19 protein-coding genes are annotated in these 20,151 nt (G+C 69.2%); 9 read left to right on the top strand and 10 right to left on the bottom strand.

Annotation, left to right across the window (positions count from 1 at the left end):
* The first annotated feature begins 104 nt into the window (after positions 1 to 104).
* From ACTWPT_RS13475 to ACTWPT_RS13455, 5 genes are all read left to right on the top strand, one after another.
* A complete protein-coding gene (locus ACTWPT_RS13475; RefSeq protein WP_443177663.1) occupies positions 105 to 1,082 on the top strand; it encodes a hypothetical protein in 978 nt (325 codons plus the stop codon).
* 97 nt (positions 1,083 to 1,179) lie between these two features.
* The gene (locus ACTWPT_RS13470) at positions 1,180 to 1,638 is read left to right on the top strand and encodes a hypothetical protein (RefSeq protein ID WP_443177662.1); all 459 of its coding nucleotides are present in this window, start codon (positions 1,180 to 1,182) and stop codon (positions 1,636 to 1,638) included.
* 399 nt (positions 1,639 to 2,037) lie between these two features.
* Positions 2,038 to 3,345, top strand: coding sequence for a sensor histidine kinase (locus tag ACTWPT_RS13465; RefSeq protein ID WP_443177661.1), 1,308 nt, complete (start codon positions 2,038 to 2,040; stop codon positions 3,343 to 3,345).
* Positions 3,346 to 3,352: 7 nt separating this feature from the next.
* Positions 3,353 to 3,481 (top strand): iron chelate uptake ABC transporter family permease subunit, encoded by a 129-nt coding sequence (locus ACTWPT_RS13460; protein ID WP_443177688.1) that lies wholly within the window; start codon positions 3,353 to 3,355, stop codon positions 3,479 to 3,481.
* A gap of 109 nt (positions 3,482 to 3,590) precedes the next feature.
* Complete coding sequence (locus ACTWPT_RS13455; protein ID WP_443177660.1) at positions 3,591 to 4,418, top strand: siderophore-interacting protein; 828 nt, start codon at positions 3,591 to 3,593, stop codon at positions 4,416 to 4,418.
* Between the two features lie 16 nt (positions 4,419 to 4,434).
* Here the strand turns inward: ACTWPT_RS13455 and ACTWPT_RS13450 are convergent, their stop codons facing one another.
* The gene (locus ACTWPT_RS13450) at positions 4,435 to 4,962 is read right to left on the bottom strand and encodes a CGNR zinc finger domain-containing protein (protein ID WP_443177687.1); all 528 of its coding nucleotides are present in this window, start codon (positions 4,960 to 4,962) and stop codon (positions 4,435 to 4,437) included.
* A 113-nt stretch (positions 4,963 to 5,075) separates the two neighbouring features.
* Between ACTWPT_RS13450 and ACTWPT_RS13445 the strand changes: the two genes are divergently transcribed.
* The gene (locus ACTWPT_RS13445; protein WP_443177659.1) at positions 5,076 to 5,975 is read left to right on the top strand and encodes a DMT family transporter; all 900 of its coding nucleotides are present in this window, start codon (positions 5,076 to 5,078) and stop codon (positions 5,973 to 5,975) included.
* On the opposite strand, the gene ACTWPT_RS13440 is transcribed toward ACTWPT_RS13445, so the two are convergent.
* From ACTWPT_RS13440 to ACTWPT_RS13400, 9 genes are all read right to left on the bottom strand, one after another.
* The gene (locus ACTWPT_RS13440) at positions 5,912 to 6,304 is read right to left on the bottom strand and encodes a Fur family transcriptional regulator (protein ID WP_443177658.1); all 393 of its coding nucleotides are present in this window, start codon (positions 6,302 to 6,304) and stop codon (positions 5,912 to 5,914) included. The two genes, ACTWPT_RS13445 and ACTWPT_RS13440, sit on opposite strands and share 64 nt — an antisense overlap.
* The gene (locus tag ACTWPT_RS13435) at positions 6,301 to 7,167 is read right to left on the bottom strand and encodes a metal ABC transporter permease (RefSeq protein ID WP_443177686.1); all 867 of its coding nucleotides are present in this window, start codon (positions 7,165 to 7,167) and stop codon (positions 6,301 to 6,303) included. Before ACTWPT_RS13435 ends, ACTWPT_RS13440 begins: the two co-directional genes overlap by 4 nt.
* Positions 7,167 to 7,967, bottom strand: coding sequence for a metal ABC transporter ATP-binding protein (locus ACTWPT_RS13430; RefSeq protein WP_443177657.1), 801 nt, complete (start codon positions 7,965 to 7,967; stop codon positions 7,167 to 7,169). Before ACTWPT_RS13430 ends, ACTWPT_RS13435 begins: the two co-directional genes overlap by 1 nt.
* Positions 7,964 to 8,929: a metal ABC transporter substrate-binding protein gene (locus ACTWPT_RS13425; RefSeq protein ID WP_443177656.1), complete on the bottom strand. Its 966-nt coding sequence runs from the start codon at positions 8,927 to 8,929 to the stop codon at positions 7,964 to 7,966. Before ACTWPT_RS13425 ends, ACTWPT_RS13430 begins: the two co-directional genes overlap by 4 nt.
* Before the next feature lie 143 nt (positions 8,930 to 9,072).
* Positions 9,073 to 9,933, bottom strand: a complete 861-nt coding sequence (gene fdhD / locus ACTWPT_RS13420; RefSeq protein ID WP_443177655.1) for a formate dehydrogenase accessory sulfurtransferase FdhD — start codon at positions 9,931 to 9,933, stop codon at positions 9,073 to 9,075.
* The gene (locus ACTWPT_RS13415; RefSeq protein ID WP_443177654.1) at positions 9,926 to 10,768 is read right to left on the bottom strand and encodes a 2Fe-2S iron-sulfur cluster-binding protein; all 843 of its coding nucleotides are present in this window, start codon (positions 10,766 to 10,768) and stop codon (positions 9,926 to 9,928) included. Before ACTWPT_RS13415 ends, fdhD begins: the two co-directional genes overlap by 8 nt.
* Entirely contained in the window at positions 10,765 to 12,591 is a 1,827-nt protein-coding gene (locus ACTWPT_RS13410; RefSeq protein ID WP_443177653.1) for an NAD(P)H-dependent oxidoreductase subunit E, read from the bottom strand. The genes ACTWPT_RS13415 and ACTWPT_RS13410 overlap by 4 nt, the downstream gene beginning before the upstream one ends.
* A gap of 4 nt (positions 12,592 to 12,595) precedes the next feature.
* Positions 12,596 to 14,497: a molybdopterin oxidoreductase family protein gene (locus ACTWPT_RS13405; protein ID WP_443177652.1), complete on the bottom strand. Its 1,902-nt coding sequence runs from the start codon at positions 14,495 to 14,497 to the stop codon at positions 12,596 to 12,598.
* A 38-nt stretch (positions 14,498 to 14,535) separates the two neighbouring features.
* Positions 14,536 to 15,513, bottom strand: a complete 978-nt coding sequence (locus tag ACTWPT_RS13400; RefSeq protein WP_443177651.1) for a 2-dehydropantoate 2-reductase — start codon at positions 15,511 to 15,513, stop codon at positions 14,536 to 14,538.
* 159 nt (positions 15,514 to 15,672) lie between these two features.
* On the opposite strand from ACTWPT_RS13400, the gene ACTWPT_RS13395 reads away from it, so the two are divergent.
* The 3 genes from ACTWPT_RS13395 (at position 15,673) to frc (ending at position 20,124) form a co-directional block, all read left to right on the top strand.
* The gene (locus ACTWPT_RS13395; protein WP_443177650.1) at positions 15,673 to 16,944 is read left to right on the top strand and encodes a molybdopterin molybdotransferase MoeA; all 1,272 of its coding nucleotides are present in this window, start codon (positions 15,673 to 15,675) and stop codon (positions 16,942 to 16,944) included.
* Between the two features lie 80 nt (positions 16,945 to 17,024).
* Complete coding sequence (locus tag ACTWPT_RS13390; RefSeq protein WP_443177649.1) at positions 17,025 to 18,695, top strand: thiamine pyrophosphate-binding protein; 1,671 nt, start codon at positions 17,025 to 17,027, stop codon at positions 18,693 to 18,695.
* Between the two features lie 202 nt (positions 18,696 to 18,897).
* Positions 18,898 to 20,124, top strand: a complete 1,227-nt coding sequence (gene frc, locus ACTWPT_RS13385) for a formyl-CoA transferase (protein ID WP_443177648.1) — start codon at positions 18,898 to 18,900, stop codon at positions 20,122 to 20,124.
* Positions 20,125 to 20,151 lie beyond the last annotated feature (27 nt).

The raw sequence follows: 20,151 nt of genomic DNA, 5'->3' as shown, positions 1-20,151 counted from the left end.
CCACCGCTCTCGGGGCGCCTTGGCCCACGTCCGGTGTCGCCCGTACGGCCGTTCCAGCCGCTGTTTGATGGACAGAGCTGGCCAACCTAGTTCAAAATTGCCCAGTGCCTGTATGGCTCAACGGCTCGGCCCGCCCTCCGTCGCCCACCGCCACCTTTATCTCATCTGGGCGTCTGTTCAATCTGATCATTTTCGGGCTGATCATTGCTGGTCTTTTCGTGGTGGTTTTCCTTCCCTACGACCTCTGGCTTCTGTGGTTTCACGGAAAGTCGGTCGCAGCACAGCCCTTGTGGTGGGACATGCCGGTCGCTTTATGGGGGCGCATCGGCAAGGTCATGCAGTTCGCAGCAGGGCTCGCTGTAGTGATCGACCTCATTGATCCGGGCAAGCTCCGTAAAAGGGGGCGAGTGGCCAGCGCGCGGTTGCGCAAGCGTCGCGCAGATCTACGAGCGCGGTTGCGCCCGTATAGGCTGCATGCCTTGCGCAGGGATCTCTACCAGAGCTTTGTGACCACTAGGCAGTTGCAATACGGGTTGAAGGAGGTGTACGTCAGTGTCTCGCTGCCTCGCAGCTTCAGCCCAGATGTTTCGTTCTCGGATGCTCCGTTCTCGGAAGACGAATACGTCGCACTCTATGAACAACTGGTGGCGCGCTTCGGTCGTGGCAAGAAACTGTCCGATCAGCAAACGAACGTCATTAAAGCTGAGATCCGTACGTTCCTTGACCAGTGCTTCTCGCCAGCCGATCGAGCTGGCGTTCAACGGGTAGAGCGGCGCCGGAACAGAATGTTCGTCGTCGCGGGGCTGGCGGTCCTGGCGAGCCTCCTGTTCTTTCTTGTCTCGGGTCAGTCTGAGATTTCGTTGTATGTCCACAGTTCGCTGGTAATGGCCGTTTTGTGGCTTTTGCTCCCAATGGATGCCTACGCCCTCGCGCTCCCAGGTCTGGTTCGCGAGATCCCGCCGCTGACTGTTGGCTACCTAGGGACACATCTCCTAGATAGGGCCCGCCCACTGCACGCCTTCCGTAAGGTCGCCGTGGTGCTGTTCATCACAGGGTTTGCCTTGGACCTACTCGCCTCCTGATTCCTGACGCCTGGGTCGTCGCGCGGGGCGGGGATGGACTCGTCGTAGCCGCTGGTTATGGGCCGGGCCAAGACCTCCGAACACAGGGAGGATCCTCGTGGCTCGATGTGGCTGCGGCGGCGCCAGCCGCTGCACCTGTCTCGTCACCGCCGGCACCGGCGTCACCGTGGCCGGCGACGGCAGCTCCGCCAACCCCTACGTCATCTCCAGCGGCGGAGGCGGCGCGGTCACCTGCGACCAGGCCGGGCCCTGCCTGTCGGCCGGGCCCGGCGTCGCATACGACCCGGCCAACCAACTGTCGTGCGGCCCGGCCGGCCTGCTGGTGCCGGGCGCCAGCGCCGTCAGCACGGCGTGCGGCCTGAGCGGCGACGGCTCCGCGGGCGCGCCGCTCACCGTGGCGGTGCAAGCGTGGCCGTACCCGTGCGACGTCACCACCGAGGCCGGCGGGGTGTACTGCGACGCCAATGGCGTGCTGCGCGCCGAGCCACGCGGATACGTGGTCAGCAGCAACAGCCCGACCAACAACCAGTCGCCCGCACCATGCCGATCATCCTGACGCACTGAAGGAACTTCTGCGGTCTTACGTACACCCCGAAGCTCACAGCACGCGTGTGAGCGCCGCCGCCCACACCGGCGCGGACGGCACTGCGCGCGACCCGTTCGGGCTCCCGAGGGAGGCGTAACCAAAGTACGGCCAAAGAACTTTGACCGTACGCGGGGTCGTCTTCCGTGACCAACCAGGGAAGTGATAGCCGTGGGCCTGCGAGGTCCCCTTTCATAGGCACCATGGGCAGGCCGGCGCATCTCAGCGCACGTCAGGTGCCACGTGCCGGATGGGCACGCCGACAGCGAGAAAGGGCGGGAACGTGTCTGGCGTCTCTTGCGAGGCCGCCGGACACCAGAAGGGTAACGAGTGTCACTTCCCAGTCGCCTTTCTGTCCAGACGATGCTGACCTTGGCAACGGGACTTCTGTCGTTGTTGGCACTCAGCGCCGTCGGAATCGCCGCGGATTTCGTGATCCGCGTCAACGTCGAGCAGAGTGTGTTCGAAGGGACCGAGCGCGCGGCCGTTGACTGGATCGGAGCGATGAACGAGGCACGGCCTCCGCCCCCGGTCAGCACCTCCGACGTCGACCTGATCCAGCTGGTGAACTCATCAGGAGAGGTCGTGTCCGCCAGTAGAGCAGCTGCGGGACGGCCGGCGCTGAGCAAGTACTGGCCCTCGTCCGATGATCGCATTCAGCATCGCACGGAATGTTCCGCTACGCAGTGCGTGATGTTCACGGCCGTCAGACCCTCGCCGCAAGAGGAGCAACTGTTGTGGGGTGGCGAATCCCACATCGTCTACGCCGGTCGCAGCCAACCCGCGATCCTCACCACCCACACCCTGGAGCTTCTCCTCAGCGTCGGCGTCCTGCTGGCCAGCGTGCTGTTCGCGGGCGCGGCCTGGATACTGGTCCGGCAGGCGTTGCGCCCGGTTGAGGCGATAAGTAGGCGGATCGCCCAGGTCACCGTGACCGACTTGAGCATGCGCGTTCCGCAGCCGTCCGGGCAGGACGCGATCGCGCTCCTGGCTCGCACCGCCAATGAGACACTGTCGCGGCTGCAGGAGGCGGTCGACCATCAGCGTCACTTCGCCTCGATGGTGTCGCACGAGCTGCGCACCCCGCTGACCGGGTGCCGTACCCAGTTGGAAGAGGCACTGCTGTATTCCGACGTGGACCCGCGCACGGCCGTCGAAGATGCGCTGTCCACGCTGGATCGTTGCGAGTCGATCATCGATGAGATGCTGGCGCTGACCCGCGTGCGTACCTCATCGCACACGGCCCAGCGGGTAGATCTCACCCTGTTGGTGAGGGAGGAAGTCGCCCGACGGGGCGGGAAGGTGCCGATCCGCATTCACGCCGACGAGAACGTGGAGGTGTACGGCAACCCCGTCCAGATCGACGAGGTGCTGGTGAATCTTCTCGTGAACGCCCAGCGTCACGCTCTGACAGGCGTTGAAGTGAGCGTGGTGCGCGCGGACGGATACGCGACGGTCAGCGTGCTCGATGACGGCGCCGGCATCGACCCGGCCGACCGCGAGCGGGTCTTCACACCCTTCGTCCGCTTGACCGAGGCACGCCGGCGCGATCCGCACGGCAGTGGTCTCGGCCTGGCGATCTCACGGGCCATCGCTCAAGCGCATCAAGGCACGCTGACCGTGGAGGACTCACCGCAGGGCGCCAAATTCGTCCTGCGCCTACCCCTGGCCACGGACTGAAGTCCGCCTGGCCGACACGCTCGGACGTACGGTCATCGCCCCCGCCCAGGTGCCCGCCGGGCTCGTCACCGCGCTGCTCGGGGCGCCGTACTTCGTCTGGCTGCTGTGGCGCTCCCGCGCGCAGGCAGACGGCTGAGCCAGACAGGGCGGAGACGTCACGTCATTGGCAGGAGATCTCGAAGCCCTTCACGAGTAAGCTTAGCCTTACCTAAGAAAGTCAACGGCGCAGGCCTGAGGAGTCCCCCATGGTGAAGACCAATATGACCGCTGTGCGCGTCAAGGCCGCGGTTTCCGAGCTGCTCACCCTGCGCGTCCTACGCAGAGAGCGCATTTCCCCCCACTTCATGCGCATCACGTTCGGCGAAGGCGACATCGACCGGTTCACCCCCATGGGATACGACCAATGGTTCCGGCTGTTCCTCCCGGTCTCCGGCGGCTCCCTGTCCCGCCTGCCCAACAAGCTCACCACCCTGGCCTACGTCAAGTACCTCGCCATCCCCAAGGACACCCGCCCTGTCCTGCGTAATTACTCGGTGCGCGCCTACCGCGCCGAGGGCCCCGAGATGGACGTCGACTTCGTGCTGCACGGCACGCCCGAGGACGGGACCGCAGGCCCCGCCGCGACCTGGGCACTCAGCTGCCAGAAGGGTGATCAGGTGGCGATCCTGGACGAGGGCATCGCCTTCAATCCACCCCCAGGAGTGCGCCACGTCGTGCTGGTGACCGACGAGTCCGGCCTGCCGGCCGCCGCCGCGATCCTCGGCTCACTCCCGCGTGACACCCCGGGCCATGCGATCATCGAGGTGCCCTCTCCTGAAGACCGCCAAGACCTCGACGCCCCGCCCGGTGTGGAGGTGAGCTGGATCTCGCGAGACGACGCCCCGCACGCCGTGCCCGGCCGCGCGGCGCTGGCCGCCGCCCAGGCACTGCCGGTGCCGGCCGAGCCGTTCTTCGGCTGGGTGGTCGGTGAGCAGACCCTGCCCGTCACCCTGCGCCGCCACTGGGTCAAGGCGGGGGTGCCGAAGGACCACATCGTGTTCTGTGGCTACTGGCGAGCCGGGAACTCGCATTAGCCCCTAGGGCGGCGGGTCAGGCGCGGCGGCGGGCGCGGTACGCCGCTACGTGCATGCGGTTCCCGCACGTGCGGCTGTCGCAGTACACCCGCGACCGGTTCCGCGACTCGTCCACGAAGACTCTTTCGCAGTCCGGGGCCGAGCACGTACGCAGGCGTTCGGCTTCGCCCTCCACCAGCAAATGCGCCAGCGCCACACCACAGTCGGCCGCCACATGCTCGGCCAGCGGCGCGTCCGTGGCGAAGTAATGCACGTGCAGCGGGTGGCCGTCGTGTTCGGTCAGGCGCGGGGTGATGCGGGTCTCGGCCAGCAGGGCGTTCAGGGTGCGTACGGCGGTCGCCTGGTCGGGGGCCGTGAAGACGCGGTGGAACGCCTCGCGGACCATCCGCACCTGGCCCAGGTCGCGCGGCGTGAGCCTGCCCACGCCGCTGATCTGGTGGGACTCCACGAACGCCTGCAATTCGGGCAGGCCGGACAGGCCCTCGTCGCCGCCTGTGGAGGGCGAGGTGTTGACCAGCTCGACAACGGTGGCCAAAGAATGCACCATGTCATGGCCAAACGGCATGTTGACTCCTGTCCGTGCCGGCTTCTAGCGTGGTGGAACTGTATCTCTTGCGTGGGCATCGGGGGGTTTCTGTGAGTGCACATCGCCGTATCGTGCTGATCGCGATCATAGGTGCGCTCGTCATCTCCACCTCCGCTCCCTTGGTCCGGCTCTCCGGTGTATCGCCGGCGACGTCCGCGTTGTTCCGCTGTGCGTACGCCGTCCCGCCCATGCTGGTCCTGGCCTGGCTGGAGCGGCGCAGGCTCGGGCCACTGCCGCGCAGGGCCCTGATACCAGCATGGCTCGCCGGCGTGGTTTTCGCGCTCGACCTGCTGTTCTGGCATCACGCCATCGACTATGTGGGCGCCGGGCTGGCCACCGTGCTGGGGAATCTCCAGGTGTTCATCGTGGCGTTCGCGGCGTGGGCGTTGTTCAGCGAGCGGCCGTCCACACGATTGATGGTGGCGACGCCCGTGGTGTTCGGCGGCGTGGTGCTGATCTCCGGGGTGTTCGACAGCGCCGCGTACGGCAACGACCCGGTCATGGGGGTGATCGCCGGATTCGCCACGTCCGTCGCGTACGCGGCGTTCCTGTTGCTGATGAAGGGCGGGTCCGACCGGGCCGCGGGGCCGCTGGCGCACGCGACCATGGTCGCCACCGTGACGATCGCGGTGCTCAGCCCGGTGTTCGGGGGTGCCGACTTCGTGCCGAGCTGGCCGGCGCACGGGTGGCTGGTGGTGCTCGCGCTGGCGCCGCAGGTGCTGGGGTGGTCGCTGATCACGTTCTCGCTGCCGCGGCAGCCGGCCGCCCTCACCGCGTTGTTGCTGCTCATCCAGCCGATGACCACCGTGGCGCTGTCCGCGGTGGCGCTCGGCGAGCGGCCGTCGGCGTGGCAACTCGCCGGGTGCGCGGTGATCGTGCTCGGCGTCCTGTACGGCTCCCGCCGGGCTCAGCCTGCCTTGGCCGGCGCCGAGGAGCATGAGGAGCAGGTGCCGAAGACCTCCACCGTGTGAGTGATCTCGGTGAACCCGTGCTCGCTGCCGACCGCCTCGGCCCACCGCTCGACCGCGGGCCCGGCCACCTCGACGGTGCGTCCGCAGCGGCGGCACACCAGGTGGTGGTGATGGGCTTCGCTGGCGCACGCCCGGTAGACGGACTCGCCCTCGTCGGTGCGGAGCACGTCGACCTCGCCCCTGTCGGCCAGCGCCTGCAGGGCCCGGTAGACGGTGGTCAGACCGATCTTGGCCCCGTGCAGGCGCATCTCGGCATAGACGTCCTGCGCGCTGCGGAAACCCTCGCTGTTACGCAGGGTGTCGTGCACGGCACTGCGTCTCGTCGTCATGCGACCTCCTCGACGCGCATTCTTGGGCTCACTCTCGACTCCTCGCTACGGCTTCGCCGTACGAATTTACCGACCCCGAGGGCCAGGACGAAGCCGGCGAGAGCAAGAAGCACGATCGCGGCGCCGGGCGGCACCTTGGTCGACACGGTCGAGACCAGCAGCCCGCCGACCGAGGCGAGCACTCCGAACAGCATGGCCAGCACCATCGTCGTACGGAACCCGCGGGTCAGCTGCTGGCTGGTGGCCACCGGGATCACCATCAGCGCGCTGACCAGCAGCAGCCCGACCACGCGCATGGCGATGACGACGGTGAGCGCGGCCGTGACGGCGATGAGCAGGCTGAGGAAGCGCACCGGCAGGCCGCTGGCCTTGGCCATCTCCTCATCCTGGCAGAGCACGAACAGCTCCCTGCCGAAGATCACGACCACCCCGATCACGGCCACGGCCAGCGCGGCGATGACCCAGATGTCCTCGGGTGTGACACTGGCGATGGCGCCGAACAGATAGGAATTCAGCTTGGCGTTGCTGCCCCCCGGCGCGATGGCCATGAGCATGACGCCGCCCGCGATCCCCCCGTAGAACAGCAGCGCCAGCGCCACGTCGCCGCTCGTCCGTCCGCGCGTCCTGACCAGCTCGATGGCCACGGCCCCGGCGACGGACACGAGCACGGCGGTGAGCACGGGCGCCGAGCCGGTCAGGAAGCCGAGCGCCACGCCGGTCAGCGCCACGTGGCCGATGCCGTCGCCCAGCAGCGCCAGCCGGCGCTGGACGATGAACGTTCCCACGGCAGGCGCGCAGAGCCCCACCAGCAGCGCCGCGGTGAGCGCCAGCTGGAAGAGTTGCTCCTGCAGAAGTTCGAAGATCACCTTGGTTCCCCCTGCCACCCGGTGAGTTCCGCCTGCCACCCGGGGAGTGGCCCCGCGACGGTCTCGGCGGCGTGCGGGTGCTGGTGCTCGTGCCCGGGCCGCGCGCACTCGCCCTCCGGGCGCGGCGGCCGGCCGTCGTGCGCGATGGCGCCCTCGCGGATCACGACACCGCGCGTGACGATCGGCTCCAGCGGGCCGAGCTCGTGCGCGACCAGCACCACGGTCTTGCCGTCGAGCACGAGCCGCGACAGCGTGTCGGCGAGCAGCTGCTGGGTCGCGGCGTCCACGCCGGCGGTCGCCTCGTCCATCACGTACGTGTCCGGCTCCCCGGCCAGTGCGCGGCCGATGAGCACCCGCTGCTGCTGGCCGCCCGACAGCGACTGGACGGGGTCGTTGGCGCGGTCGGCCAGGCTGACGGCCTCCAGCGCCGTGGCCACGGCCGCCTTGTCGGCCCCGTTGGTCCGGCGGAGCCGGCGCTGCCTGGCGATGCGGCCCGAGGCCACGACCTCCCGCACGGTGGCGGGCACGCCGCCGCCGACCTGGAGCCGCTGCGGCACATAGCCGATGCGCCACCAGTCGCGGAACCTGCCGGGCGGCGAGCCGTAGATCAGAGTCGTGCCACCGGTCAGCGGCGTGAGGCCGAGCAACGCGCGGACCAGCGTCGACTTGCCCGAGCCGTTGGCGCCCAGAAGGGCCACGACCTCCCCGGGACAGACGGTCAAGTTGATCCCCCGGAGAACGGGCGTGCCGTCATAGGAGACCTGGCCGTCTGTCATCGAGAAGGCCGTTTCGCTCATGCCGTACACCCCAGTGCTGTTTGTAGGGTTTTGAGGTTATCGCGCATGGCGGACAGGTAGTCGCCCGAGGGCTTGCTCTCGAGCGGGTCGAGCACGGCGGTCTTGGCGCCGACCTGGCTCGCAAGCACCTCGGCCACCTTCGGGCTGACCAGGGCCTCGGTGAAGATCGTGGTCACGCCTTCCGCCTTGGCGATCTTGGCGACCTCGGACAGGCGGGCGGGGGAGGGCTCGGTCTCGGGGTCGAGCGTGATGCCGACCTGCTTGAGCTTGTAGCGGTCGGCCAGGTAGCCGAACGCCTCGTGCGCGGTGACCAGCGTCTTGGCCTTGCACGTGGTCAGGCCCTTGGTGAACTCCTGGTCCAGCGTGCCGAGCGTGGCCGCCGTCTGGGCGGCGCGGTCCTTGTACGCCTGCGCGTGCGCGGCGTCGGCGGCGGCCAGGCGCTCGCCGAGCTTGGTGGCGACGGTGGCCAGGCGGGAGGGATCGAGCCAGATGTGCGGGTCGTAGCCGATCTCCTCCTCGTGGCCGTGCTCCTCTTCCCCGGCGTGGCCCTCTTCCTCCTCGGCGTGCTCGCCTGCGGGAAGCGTGGTGACGGCGGTGGCGGCGTCGAAACTCTTGTCCGCGGCCACGGCGTCGTCCACGGCTGGCTGGACGCCCTTGATGTAGACGGTGAGCGCGGCGTTCTGGATGTCCGACACCTGCTTGACACCCAGCTCAAGATCGTGCGGCTCCACACCGGGGGCGGTCAGCGTCGTCAGCTGGACATCGGATCCCCCGACCTGCTCGGTGAGCCACTGGAGCGGATAGAAGGCGGCGACCACCTCGGGCTTGGCGCTCGAAGCGGAGGTCTGGGCCGAACCGGTAGCGGTCGTTTCGGCGGCGCCGGATCCGCAGGCAGCAGTGGTGAGCAGCGCGGCTCCGGCCAGCAAACCGGCAGCACGCGACCGGGAAAATCCTGACATCATGTGAGTCAGTATGCGCCAAAATGAAAACGGTTGTCAAAATCCAGACAGCGGAGATGCCGGACGGCGTCCGGGGGCTAGGCGGACGCCGTCCGGTGGGCCGCGTCAAGCGGCCCACCGCACGTGATATGCGGCATCCCACTCCATCACCCCGGTAGGCGCGCGCCGGCAGAGCCATTGCCGGCGCCCGAGGTGAGGTCCAGCCGCCGCTCGCCCGTGTAGACGTTCATCGAGGTGCCGCGCAAGAACCCGATGAGCGTCAGCCCTTCCTCGGCGGCCAGTTCCACCGCCAGGGAGGAGGGCGCGGAGACGGCGGCGAGCACCGGCACGCCGCCCATGACCGCCTTCTGCACCAGTTCGAACGACGCCCGCCCGGACACCATCAGCACGGTGCCGCGCAGCGGCAGCCGCCCGTTGCGCAGGGCCCAGCCGAGCAGCTTGTCCACCGCGTTGTGCCGCCCCACGTCCTCGCGCACGCACAGCGGCTCGCCGTCGGCGGTGAACAGGCCGGCCGCGTGCAGGCCGCCGGTCCTGTCGAACACCCGCTGGGCCGCACGCAGCCGGTCGGGCAGGGCGGCCACCGTGGACTGCCGGAGCGCGACTGGGTCGCCGGCGGCGCTCCAGCGGGCCACGGTGCGTACCGCCTCCAGGGATGCCTTGCCACAGACGCCGCAGGAGGAGGTGGTGTAGAAGTTGCGCGGCTCCGGCGCGGGCACGCCGGGCGCCAGGCGCACGTCGAGCACGTTGTACGTGTTCCCGCCGTCCACGGTCGCGCCCGCGCAGTAGCGGATGGTGGCGATGTCGTCCGGCGAACCCACGGCGCCCTCGCTGACCAGGAACCCGGCGGCCAGGTCGAAGTCGTCGCCCGGGGTCCGCATGGTCACGGTCAGCGGGGTGCCGTCGAGCCGGATCTCCAGCGGCTCCTCGGCGGCCAGCGAGTCGACCTTGCTGAGCCGGGCGGTGTCCTTGACGCGCAGGATGCGCCGCTTGACGGCCACCCTAGACATAGCCGTACCCGAAGCGACCCTTGACGCACAGGTTGCCCTTGGTGACCGGGTTGTCGTGCGGCGACGTCACCTTGACGATCTTGTTGTCCTGCACGTGCAGGGTCAGGTTGCAGCCCACACCGCAGTAGCTGCAGATCGTCGTGGTCTCGGTCTGCTCGGACTCGTCCCAGGTGCCCTCGGCCCGCATGTCGAACTCGGTCTTGAACGACAGCGCGCCCGTGGGGCACACCTCCACACAGTTGCCGCAGTAAACGCAGGCCGAGTCCGTGAGCGGGGCGTCGAACTCCGTGGAGATCGTCGCGTCGAAGCCCCGGCCCGCGACGGCGATGGCGAAGGTGTTCTGCCACTGGTCGCCGCAGGCGTCCACGCACTTGTAACACAGGATGCACTTGTTGTAGTCGCGTACGTACAGGTCGTTGTCCACTTTGGCGGGTTGCTCGACCGTGGCCGCGTCGTCGCCGAACCTGGCGGGATCGGCGCCGTACTCATCGACCCATTCGCCCGCCCGCGGGGTGGTCGACAGGTCCACCGAGGAGCCGAGCAGCTCCAGCACGACCTTGCGGCTCTGCCTGGCCCGGTCGGTGTCGGTGCCGACCTTCATGCCCTGCTCGGCCTTCCTGGAGCAGGACGGCGCCAGCGTCCTTGCGCCCTCCACCTCCACGACGCAGACCCGGCAGGCGTTCTTCGGGGTGAGCGTGTCGCCGTAGCAGAGGGTCGGCACGTCCTTGCCCGCCGCGTGGCAGGCGTCGAGGATGGTCGAGCCCTCCGGCACCCGGACGTTCTCGCCGTCGATCTCGACGTCGATGAGCCGCCGGGGCGGCTGGAGCGGGATCATTTGAACACTCCCAGGCGGTCGAGGGCTGATTCGACGGCGTTCCAGGCGGTCTGCCCGAGGCCGCAGATCGAGGCGTCGCGCATGGTCTGGCCCACCTCGCGCAGCAACACGAGATCATCGTCGTTTTCACGCGAGTGAGCAGGGTCGACGCGGCGTGACAGGCGGTGCAGGGCCTCCTCCTGGCGTACGGTGCCCACCCGGCAGGGGACGCACTGACCGCACGACTCGTCGCGGAAGAACTCCGCGATGCGTAGCAGGAGCCGTTTCATGTCCACGGTGTCGTCGATGACGAGCACCACGCCGGAGCCGAGGGTGGCGCCCGCGTTCCTGGTGCCCTCGAAGGTGAGCGGGATGTCCAGGTCCGTAACGAACGCCCCGGCCGCGCCGCCGAGCAGCACCGCCCTGGTCGTGCCGGTCGTCCCGGCCAGGTCCAGCAATTCCCGCAACGTCGCGCCGAACGTCAGCTCGTATACGCCGGGCCGTTCGACCGCGCCCGACACGCAGAACAGCTTGGGCTCCGCCGTCGCGTACGCCTGCGCCCCGCGCTCCAGGATCGGCAGCACGTTGACCAGCGTCTCGACGTTGTTGACCACGGTCGGCTTGCCGAACAGGCCCTTCTCCACCGGGAACGGCGGCTTACTACGCGGCTCGCCCCGCTGCCCCTCGATCGAGTTGAAGATCGCGGTCTCTTCGCCGCAGATGTACGCGCCCGCGCCCCTGCGCAGCTCGATGTCGAAGGACAGGCCCTTGCCGAGGATGTCGTCGCCGAGCAGCCCCCGGGCGCGGGCGGTCGCGATCGCGTGCTGGAGGCGCGCGGTCGCCCGCGGGTACTCGCCCCTGATGTAGAGGTAGCCCTTGGTGCAGCCGGTGGCGTAGGCGGCGATCGTCATCGCCTCCACCAGCGCGTACGGGTCGCCCTCCATGACCACCCGGTCCTTGAAGGTGCCCGGCTCGCTCTCGTCGGCGTTGCACACCAGATAGTGCGGGTGGTCGGGCTGGCGGGCGGCTGCGTCCCACTTGCGGCCGGTCGGGAAGGCCGCGCCGCCCCTGCCGACCAGGCCGGACTCCAGCACCTCGCGGATCACCCCGGCGGGACCCAGCTCGAACGCCCGCCGCAGTGCGGTGTACCCGCCGGTCGCCCGGTAGTCGTCCAGGCTGGCGGGGTCGATGACGCCGACCCGCCGCAGCAGGAGCAGGCCGGGGCTCCCGGTCTGCGGCACCGCGTCCTTCACCGGGGTCTCGCCGGCGACGTTGACGCTCGGCGCGTGCCCGTTGGAGCTCGGCGCCGCCTCGGTAATGGTGGTGATCGTGCCGGGAGTGGCCGGGGCGTACACCTCGGCCCGGTGCGGCTGCCCGGCCTCCAGGGCGAGCGCGGCAGGGGCCCGCTCGCACAGGCCCAGGCAGGGGCTCTCGTGCCAGTCCGTCCCCGCCGGGCCGAACCGCTCCTGCACCCGCTTGCGTACGTCGTCCGCGCCCTTGGCCTGGCAGGCCAGGTCCGTGCAGACGTGCAGCACCCGCTTGGGCCGCGGCTTCATCGAGAACAACGAGTAGAACGTCGCCACCCCGTACGCCTCCGCCGGCGGCACGGTGAGCCGCCGGCAGATGTAGTCGAGCGCGCCCTCGCTGATCCACCCCACCCGGTCGTTCACCGTGTGCAGTGCCGGCAGCAGCAGGTCGCGCTGAGACTCGGCGCGGGCGGCGACGCGCAGGTCGGCCTCGCTCCTCGCGCCGCCCTCCCAGGCCGTGGCGGGCGGCCCGAGCAGGGCGTCGACCGCCGCCCGCTCCTCCTCGGAGGGTTCGGCGTCGCGGAATCTGATGTCCATCCGATCACCCGACCTTGACGAGCTTCTCGACGCGTACGGCCGCCGCCTTGAACTCGGCGGTGCCCGCGATCGGGCAGGTTGCCTCGATGGTCAGCGCATTGGTGTCCACCTCGTCGGGGAAGTGCATGGTCATGAACACCAGCCCCGGCCGCAGCGCGGGATCGATGTAGACGGGAGCGACCACCGAGCCGCGCCGCGAGGTGATCCGCACCTCCTCGCCCGCGACCACGCCGAGCCGCTCGGCGTCCTCCGGGCACAGCTCGATCGTCTCGCCCCGGCGCAGGGGAGAGGCGAACCCCGACGACTGCACCCCGGTGTTGTAGGAGTCGAGTCGGCGGCCGGTGGTCAGCCGCAGCGGGTACTCCTCGTCCAGCAGGTCCACCGGCGGCGAGTGCCGCAGGATCCCGAACGGCGCGGGCACGCCCCGCTTGACCGGGTCGGTCTCCCACAGCCGCCCGTGCAGGTACGGCGGCTCGAGCGAGTCCTCCGACGGGCACGGCCACTGGATACCCTGCAACTCCGCCAGCCGCTCGTACGTCATGCCCTTGTGCTGCGGCGACATCGCGCGCAGCTCGTTCCAGACCTCTTCCGCGCCGTCGTAGTGCCAGTCGTGGCCCAGCCGGCGGGCGATCTCACACATGATCCAGATGTCGTCGCGGGCCTCGCCCGGCGGGTCGAGGGCCTTGCGCACCCGCTGGACGCGCCGCTCGCTGTTGGTGAACGTGCCGTCCGCCTCGCACCAGGCGGCGCTGGCCGGCAGGACGACGTCGGCCATCTGAGCGGTCTTGGTGAGGAAGATGTCCTGCACCACCAGGTGGTCGAGCATGGACAGGCGCTTGATGCAGGAGAGGGAGTCGGCCTCGGACTGCACCGGATTCTCGCCGATCATGTAGCAGGTGGTCACCTCGCCCTCGGCCATGGCCTCCAGCATCTGGGTGAGGTTGAGGCCGTAGCGGGACTGGATCTCCCGTCCCCAGGCGCCCTCGAAGCGGGTCCTGATGGCCGGGTCGAGGATGTCCTGGAAGCCGGGCAGCCGGTTGGGGATGGCGCCCATGTCGCCGCCGCCCTGCACGTTGTTCTGTCCGCGCAGCGGCGACAGGCCCGAGCCGTAGCGGCCGACGTGGCCGGTCAGCAGGGCCAGGTTGATCAGCGCCCGTACGTTGTCGGTCGCGTTGTGGTGCTCGGTGATGCCGAGCGTCCAGCACAGCTGGGCGCGGTCTGCGCGGGCGTACGCGTGCGCCAGCTCCCTGATCGCCTCCGCCGGCACGCCCGTGACCTGCTCCGCGGCGCTGAGCGTCCACGGCTCGATGGACTCCTTGAACTCCTCGAACCCGATCGTGGCCCGCTCGATGAACGCCTTGTTGTGCAGCCCGGCGTGGATGATCTCCCTGGCCACCGCGTGGGCCAGGGGGATGTCGGTGCCCACGTTGAGCCCCAGCCACAGGTCGGCCCACTGGGCGGTGCCGGTGCGGCGGGGGTCGACGGCGAACATCCTGGCGCCGTTGTGGATTCCCTTCAGCACGTGCTGGAAGAAGATGGGGTGGGCGTTGCGGGCCGCCGAGCCCCACATCACTATGACGTCGGTGTCCTCGACCTCCTGGTAGGAGGAGGTGCCACCGCCGCTGCCGAACACCGCCGACAACCCCGCCACGCTCGGGGCGTGGCAGGTGCGGTTGCAAGAGTCCACATTGTTGGTTCCGATCACCACGCGGGTGAACTTCTGCCCGATGTAGTTCATCTCATTGGTGGAGCGGGCACACGACAACATCGCGAAGCTGTCGGGACCGTGCTTGGCGATGTTGCGGCGAAAGCCCTCGGCCGCGCGCTCCAGCGCCTCTTCCCATGTCGCTTGGCGCAGTTCGCCGTTCTCACGCACCAGTGGATGGGTCAGGCGGTCATAGCTCATGATCCCTCCATTCTGTATACAGGCTACGGTATGCCGACCTAGACAACGCGGACAAGGTTCTCGTTGAGCAGGTCACTCACCGCGTGGATCGCGCGCAGCGTCGGGACCTCGGCGCCGGTCAGGTCGGCCAGCTCGACCACCGCCGCCAGCAGCACGTCCAGCTCCAGGGGTTTGCCCTTCTCCAGGTCCTGGAGTGTGGACGTCTTGTGCTCGCCCGCCTTCTCCGCGCCCCGCAGCCGGCGCTCGATGGAGATCCCCGGATCGCAGCCCACCCTGTTGGCCACGTCCACCGTCTCCCGCATCATGGCCACGACCAGCTCCCTGGCGCCGTCGTGACGGCAGATCCCGGCCATCGTCGCCCTGGCCAGCGCGCTGATCGGGTTGAAGGCGATGTTGCCCATGAGTTTGATCCACACGTCGCGGCGCAGATCGCGCTCGACCGGGCACTTCAGGCCGCCCTCGACCGCAGCCCGGCTGAAGGACAGGCACCGCTCGGTGAGCTCACCGCTCGGCTCGCCGATGGAGAAACGGGTGCCTTCCAGGTGGCGGATCACGCCTGGACTTTCGATCTCGGTGGCGGCGTACACGACGCAGCCGATGGCCCGGTGCAGCGGGAGTGCGGTCGTCACCGCGCCGCCCGGGTCGACGCTCTCGATGCGGTAGCCCTCGTAGGGGCCCTTGAGTCCGTGGAAGTACCACCACGGGATGCCGTTCTGCGCGGCGATGATGCTTGTGGTCTCGTGCAGGAGCGGCTCGATCATGGGGCCGGCGGCGGCGTAGCTGTTCGCCTTGAGGCCCAGGAAGACGTGGTCCACCGGCCCGACCTGGGTGGGGTCGTCGGTGGCATGGGGATGGGCGGTGAAATCGCCCCTCGGGGTGAGCACCCGCACACCAGCGCTGCGTATCGCCTGCAGGTGCTCGCCTCTGGCGATGAGGTGCACCTCGACTCCAGCCCTGTGGAGTGCGGCCCCCACGTATGCGCCGATGGCGCCGGCGCCAAGAACAGCGACCTTCATGCTCGCGCTCCGTTCTCGCGTCGGGTTGTAGGTGCGGAATCCGCTACCTGCGATGACCGCTGGACGCAGGCCATCGTGCATTCGGTATACAGTATGGAAAAACGCGGGTCAAGGAGTGTGCCGGTGACCGTTGTGCGGCATGGACCAGTGGTGGAAGCAATGTCATGGGCCTCGGCGCGGGTCGTGGCGGCGGAGTGCGCGGGGCCGCTCGGGCCCTTGTGGGTGCCGTTGTCAGAAGCGCTGGGGTGCCGGCTGGCCGCGCCGTTGACGGCGCTGGCGGCGGTGCCCGGGGTGGACGTGGCGGCGATGGACGGCTACGCGGTGGCGGGCGGTGGTCCGTGGCGCGTGGTCGGCCGGGTCCTGGCCGGGGGCGCGGTCTACGAGGGCACGTTGCAGGCGGGGGAGGCGGTGGAGATCGCCACCGGTGCCCCGGCGCCGGTGGGCGCCGAGGCGGTGCTGCCCTACGAGCAGGCGGACGTGGCGCCGCCCGATGTGCCGCGCGGCCTCGCGGGAATGCCCAGGATGCGCGGTGAGGTGGATCTCGCGGCGACCTCGTGGGTGGACGGTCTCGCCGAGCCGGGCCGCCACATCAGGCGGAGCGGCGAGGACATCGCCGAGGGCACCGTGGTGCTCGGGGCGGGTGCGATGGTGACGCCGGTCGCGCTTGGGCTGGCCGCCGCGCTCGGCCACGACGAGTTGCTGGTGCGGCCCCGGCCACGCGTGACGGTGCTGGTCACCGGCGACGAGGTCGTGCAGCACGGGCTCCCGGCGCCGGGGCGGGTGCGTGACGCGATCGGCCCGTTCCTGCCAGGGCTGGTGGAGTGGGCCGGGGGCCGGGTCGCGGACACGGTCCGGCTGCCCGACGGCGCCGCGCCGCTGCGGCAGGCGCTCGCCGGGCCGAGTGTGCCCGTCACCTTCCCGGTGCCGGCCGACGTGATCGTCGTGTGCGGTGCCTCGTCCAAGGGACCCGCCGATCACCTGCGTGCCGTGCTCGGCGACCTCGACGCCGACGTCCTCGTCGACGGTGTCGCCGTGCGGCCAGGGCACCCGCAACTGCTCGCCCGCCTTCCCGGCGCGAGCTCCGGCACGCTGGTCGTCGGCCTGCCGGGCAACCCCTTCGCGGCGCTCGCGGCGTCGCTCACCCTGCTCGTCCCAATCCTGCACGGTCTGGCCGGGAGGAGAGGGAGAAGGGAGGCAGGCGCCGGGTGGATGGCGGGGCAGGAGACCAGCGCACTGGCCGGAGCGGTGCGGGCACATCCCCGCGACACCCGGCTCGTGCCGGTCAGGAGGACCGGCCGCGGAGCCGTGCCCGTGGGGCACGATCGACCGGGCTCACTCTGGGGAGCGGCGCTGGCGGAGGCCCTGGCCGTGGTCCCTCCGGGGTGGTCGGGAGAGCAAGTGGTGCTGATCGAGTTGCCCCCCGGGGTCTAGACAGGCTGATTCAGGCGGAGTAACTATTGCCTTCATACGGTATGCAGTATGCGGAAGACAGACGCCGGAAAGGTGGCACAATGTCGGAAACGATCTCTGGCGGTCATCTCGTAGCCAAGGCACTCAAAGCCGAGGGCGTGGACGTGATCTACACGCTCTGTGGCGGCCACATCATCGATATCTACGACGGCTGCGTCGATGAGGGCATCGAGGTCATCGACGTACGCCATGAGCAGGTGGCCGCGCACGCCGCCGACGGGTACGCCCGCATCACCGGCAAGCCCGGTTGCGCGGTCGTCACCGCAGGACCCGGCACGACCGACGCGGTAACCGGCGTGGCCAACGCTTTCCGCGCGGAGAGCCCGATGTTGCTCATCGGCGGCCAGGGCGCGCTGAGCCAGCACAAGATGGGCTCACTCCAGGACCTCCCGCACGTGGACATGATGACCCCGATCACCAAGTTCGCCGCCACGGTGCCCAGCACGGAGCGGGTGGCGGACATCGTGTCCATGGCCTTCCGCGAGTGCTACCACGGCGCGCCCGGCCCCTCCTTCCTGGAGATCCCGCGCGACGTGCTCGACGCGAAGGTCCCTGTGGAGAAGGCACGTATCCCCAAGGCGGGGCACTACCGGGCCTCCACCCGCCAGCAGGGCGACCCCGAGGCGATCGAGCGGCTGGCCGACCTCCTCGCGCACGCCGAGAAGCCGTGCATCCTGCTCGGGAGCCAGGTGTGGACGTGCCGGGCCACCGACGCCGCGATCGACTTCGTCCGGGCTCTGAACGTGCCCGCGTACATGAACGGCTCGGGCCGCGGCACGCTGCCGCCGGGCGACCCGCACCATTTCCAGCTCAGCCGCAGGTACGCCTTCACCGAGGCCGACCTGATCATCATCGTGGGCACCCCGTTCGACTTCCGGATGGGCTATGGCAAGCGGCTCTCGCCGACCGCGACCGTCGTGCAGATCGACCTCGACTACCGCACCGTCGGCAAGAACCGCGACATCGACCTGGGGATCGTCGGCGACGCCGGCCTCATCCTCGCCGCCGCGGCCCAGGCCGCCAGCGGCCGCATCGTGGATGCCACCGCCAAGCGCAAGGCATGGATGGACGAGCTGCGTGCCGTCGAGACGCAGGCGTACGAGAAGCGGCTGCCCCGCCAGCTCTCCGGCGCCCAGCCGATCGACCCGTACCGGCTCGTGCACGAGATCAACGAGTTCCTCACCGAGGACACCATCTACATCGGTGACGGTGGCGACATCGTCACCTTCTCGGGCCAGGTGGTCCAGCCCAAGTCGCCCGGCCACTGGATGGACCCGGGCCCGCTCGGCACGCTCGGCGTCGGCATGGCCTTCGCGATGGCCGCCAAGCAGGCGCGGCGCGACAAGGAGGTGCTGTGCCTGTTCGGCGACGGCGCCTTCAGCCTGACCGGCTGGGACTTCGAGACCATGGTCCGCTTCGACCTGCCGTTCATCGGCGTCATCGGCAACAACTCGTCCATGAACCAGATCAGGTACGGCCAGGCCGCCAAGTACGGCGAGGACCGCGCCCGCGTCGGCAACACCCTCGGCGACATCCGCTATGGCGACTTCGCCAAGCTCCTCGGCGGCTACGGCGAGGAGGTGCGCGACCCGGCCGAGATCCGCCCCGCGCTCGAGCGGGCCAGGGAGTCGGGCAAGCCCTCGCTCATCAACGTCTGGGTGGATCCGGAGGTCTACGCCCCCGGAACCATGAACCAGACCATGTACAAATGATCTCCTCCTCCACACGAATGCGGAAGATGCCTCCCGTCGTACCGAGTAACCAGTATCCGGGGGTTCGCGCTTCACAGACTGCCCATCGGCTAGGTCTCCACGCGCTGTCACCGCCGACCCAGCGGCCTGGATCGCCATATCAAGCCGCGAAGAAGCTCACAAGCCGTATGCGTCCAGTCGCGTTCCGCCAGGGAGAATGAAGATGCCCAAGGCTTTGGACGGTGTCCGCGTCCTCGACATGACCCACGTCCAGTCCGGCCCGTCCGCCACCCAGCTGCTCGCCTGGCTGGGCGCGGACGTGGTCAAGCTGGAGGCGCCGACCGGTGACATCACCCGGCAGCAGCTGCGTGACGTGCCCGAAGTCGACAGCCTCTACTTCACGATGCTCAACTGCAACAAGCGCAGCATCACGCTCAACATGAAGAGCGAGCGCGGCAAGCAGATCTTCACCGAGCTGCTGATGACCGCCGACATCCTGGTGGAGAACTTCGGCCCGGGTGCGGTGGACCGCATGGGCTTCCCCTGGGAGCGCCTGCAGGAGCTCAATCCCCGCCTCATCTACGCCTCGATCAAGGGCTTCGGCCAGGGCCGGTACGCCAAGTTCAAGGCGTACGAGGTGATCGCGCAGGCGATGGGCGGCTCGATGAGCACCACCGGCTTCGAGGAGGGCCCGCCGCTGGCCACCGGCGCCCAGATCGGCGACTCGGGCACCGGCATTCACGCGGTCGCCGGCATCCTGGCCGCCCTCTATCAGCGCGAGCAGACCGGCCGCGGGCAGCGGGTGCAGGTGGCCATGCAGCACGCCGTGCTGAACCTGTGCCGGGTCAAGCTCCGGGACCAGCAGCGGCTGGCGCACGGCCCGCTGCGCGAATACCCGAACAGGACCTTCGGCGACGACGTGCCCCGCTCCGGCAATGCCAGCGGCGGCGGCCAGCCGGGCTGGGCGGTGCGCTGCGCGCCCGGCGGCCCGAACGACTACATCTACGTGATCGTCCAGCCGGTCGGCTGGAAGCCGATCTCGTCCATCATCGGCCGCCCCGAGCTGGCCGACGACCCCGAGTGGGCGACGCCGGACGCACGGCTGGCGAAGCTGGACAAGATGTTCCAGCTCATCGAGGAGTGGACGATCCGCCACGACAAGTGGACGGTCCTGGACCGGCTCAACGCCGAGAACATCCCGTGCGGGCCGATCCTGTCGACCAAGGAGCTGGTGGAGGACGCGTCGCTGCGCGACGAGGGCATCGTCGTCACGGTCGACCACCCCGAGCGCGGCGAGTTCGTGACGGTCGGCAGCCCGCTGCAGCTGTCGGACTCGCCGGTCGACGTCCGCACCCCGCCTCTGCTCGGCGAGCACAACCTGGAGATCTACGGCGAGCTCGGCGTGAGTGCGGACGAACTTTCCGAACTCAAGACGAACGGAGTCATTTAGGTGTCGGAGCAGCGAGTAGGGGCCGAC

It is taken from the genome of Nonomuraea sp. 3N208, assembly GCF_052245935.1.
GTDB lineage: Bacteria > Actinomycetota > Actinomycetes > Streptosporangiales > Streptosporangiaceae > Nonomuraea.
Note: the sequence above shows the minus strand (reverse complement) of the source record. Positions and strands in the feature narration are given on the sequence as shown.

What these genes read in the sequence shown, in the direction of transcription:
- fdhD (WP_443177655.1), bottom strand. Translation starts at nt 9,933, where the DNA reads ATGTCTAGGGTGGCCGTCAAGCGGCGCATCCTGCGCGTCAAGGACACC.
- ACTWPT_RS13390 (WP_443177649.1), top strand. Translation starts at nt 17,025, where the DNA reads ATGTCGGAAACGATCTCTGGCGGTCATCTCGTAGCCAAGGCACTCAAA.
- frc (WP_443177648.1), top strand. Translation starts at nt 18,898, where the DNA reads ATGCCCAAGGCTTTGGACGGTGTCCGCGTCCTCGACATGACCCACGTC.
- ACTWPT_RS13430 (WP_443177657.1), bottom strand. Translation starts at nt 7,967, where the DNA reads ATGAGCGAAACGGCCTTCTCGATGACAGACGGCCAGGTCTCCTATGAC.
- ACTWPT_RS13425 (WP_443177656.1), bottom strand. Translation starts at nt 8,929, where the DNA reads ATGATGTCAGGATTTTCCCGGTCGCGTGCTGCCGGTTTGCTGGCCGGA.
- ACTWPT_RS13455 (WP_443177660.1), top strand. Translation starts at nt 3,591, where the DNA reads ATGGTGAAGACCAATATGACCGCTGTGCGCGTCAAGGCCGCGGTTTCC.
- ACTWPT_RS13400 (WP_443177651.1), bottom strand. Translation starts at nt 15,513, where the DNA reads ATGAAGGTCGCTGTTCTTGGCGCCGGCGCCATCGGCGCATACGTGGGG.
- ACTWPT_RS13440 (WP_443177658.1), bottom strand. Translation starts at nt 6,304, where the DNA reads ATGACGACGAGACGCAGTGCCGTGCACGACACCCTGCGTAACAGCGAG.
- ACTWPT_RS13405 (WP_443177652.1), bottom strand. Translation starts at nt 14,497, where the DNA reads ATGAGCTATGACCGCCTGACCCATCCACTGGTGCGTGAGAACGGCGAA.
- ACTWPT_RS13410 (WP_443177653.1), bottom strand. Translation starts at nt 12,591, where the DNA reads ATGGACATCAGATTCCGCGACGCCGAACCCTCCGAGGAGGAGCGGGCG.
- ACTWPT_RS13415 (WP_443177654.1), bottom strand. Translation starts at nt 10,768, where the DNA reads ATGATCCCGCTCCAGCCGCCCCGGCGGCTCATCGACGTCGAGATCGAC.
- ACTWPT_RS13395 (WP_443177650.1), top strand. Translation starts at nt 15,673, where the DNA reads ATGTCATGGGCCTCGGCGCGGGTCGTGGCGGCGGAGTGCGCGGGGCCG.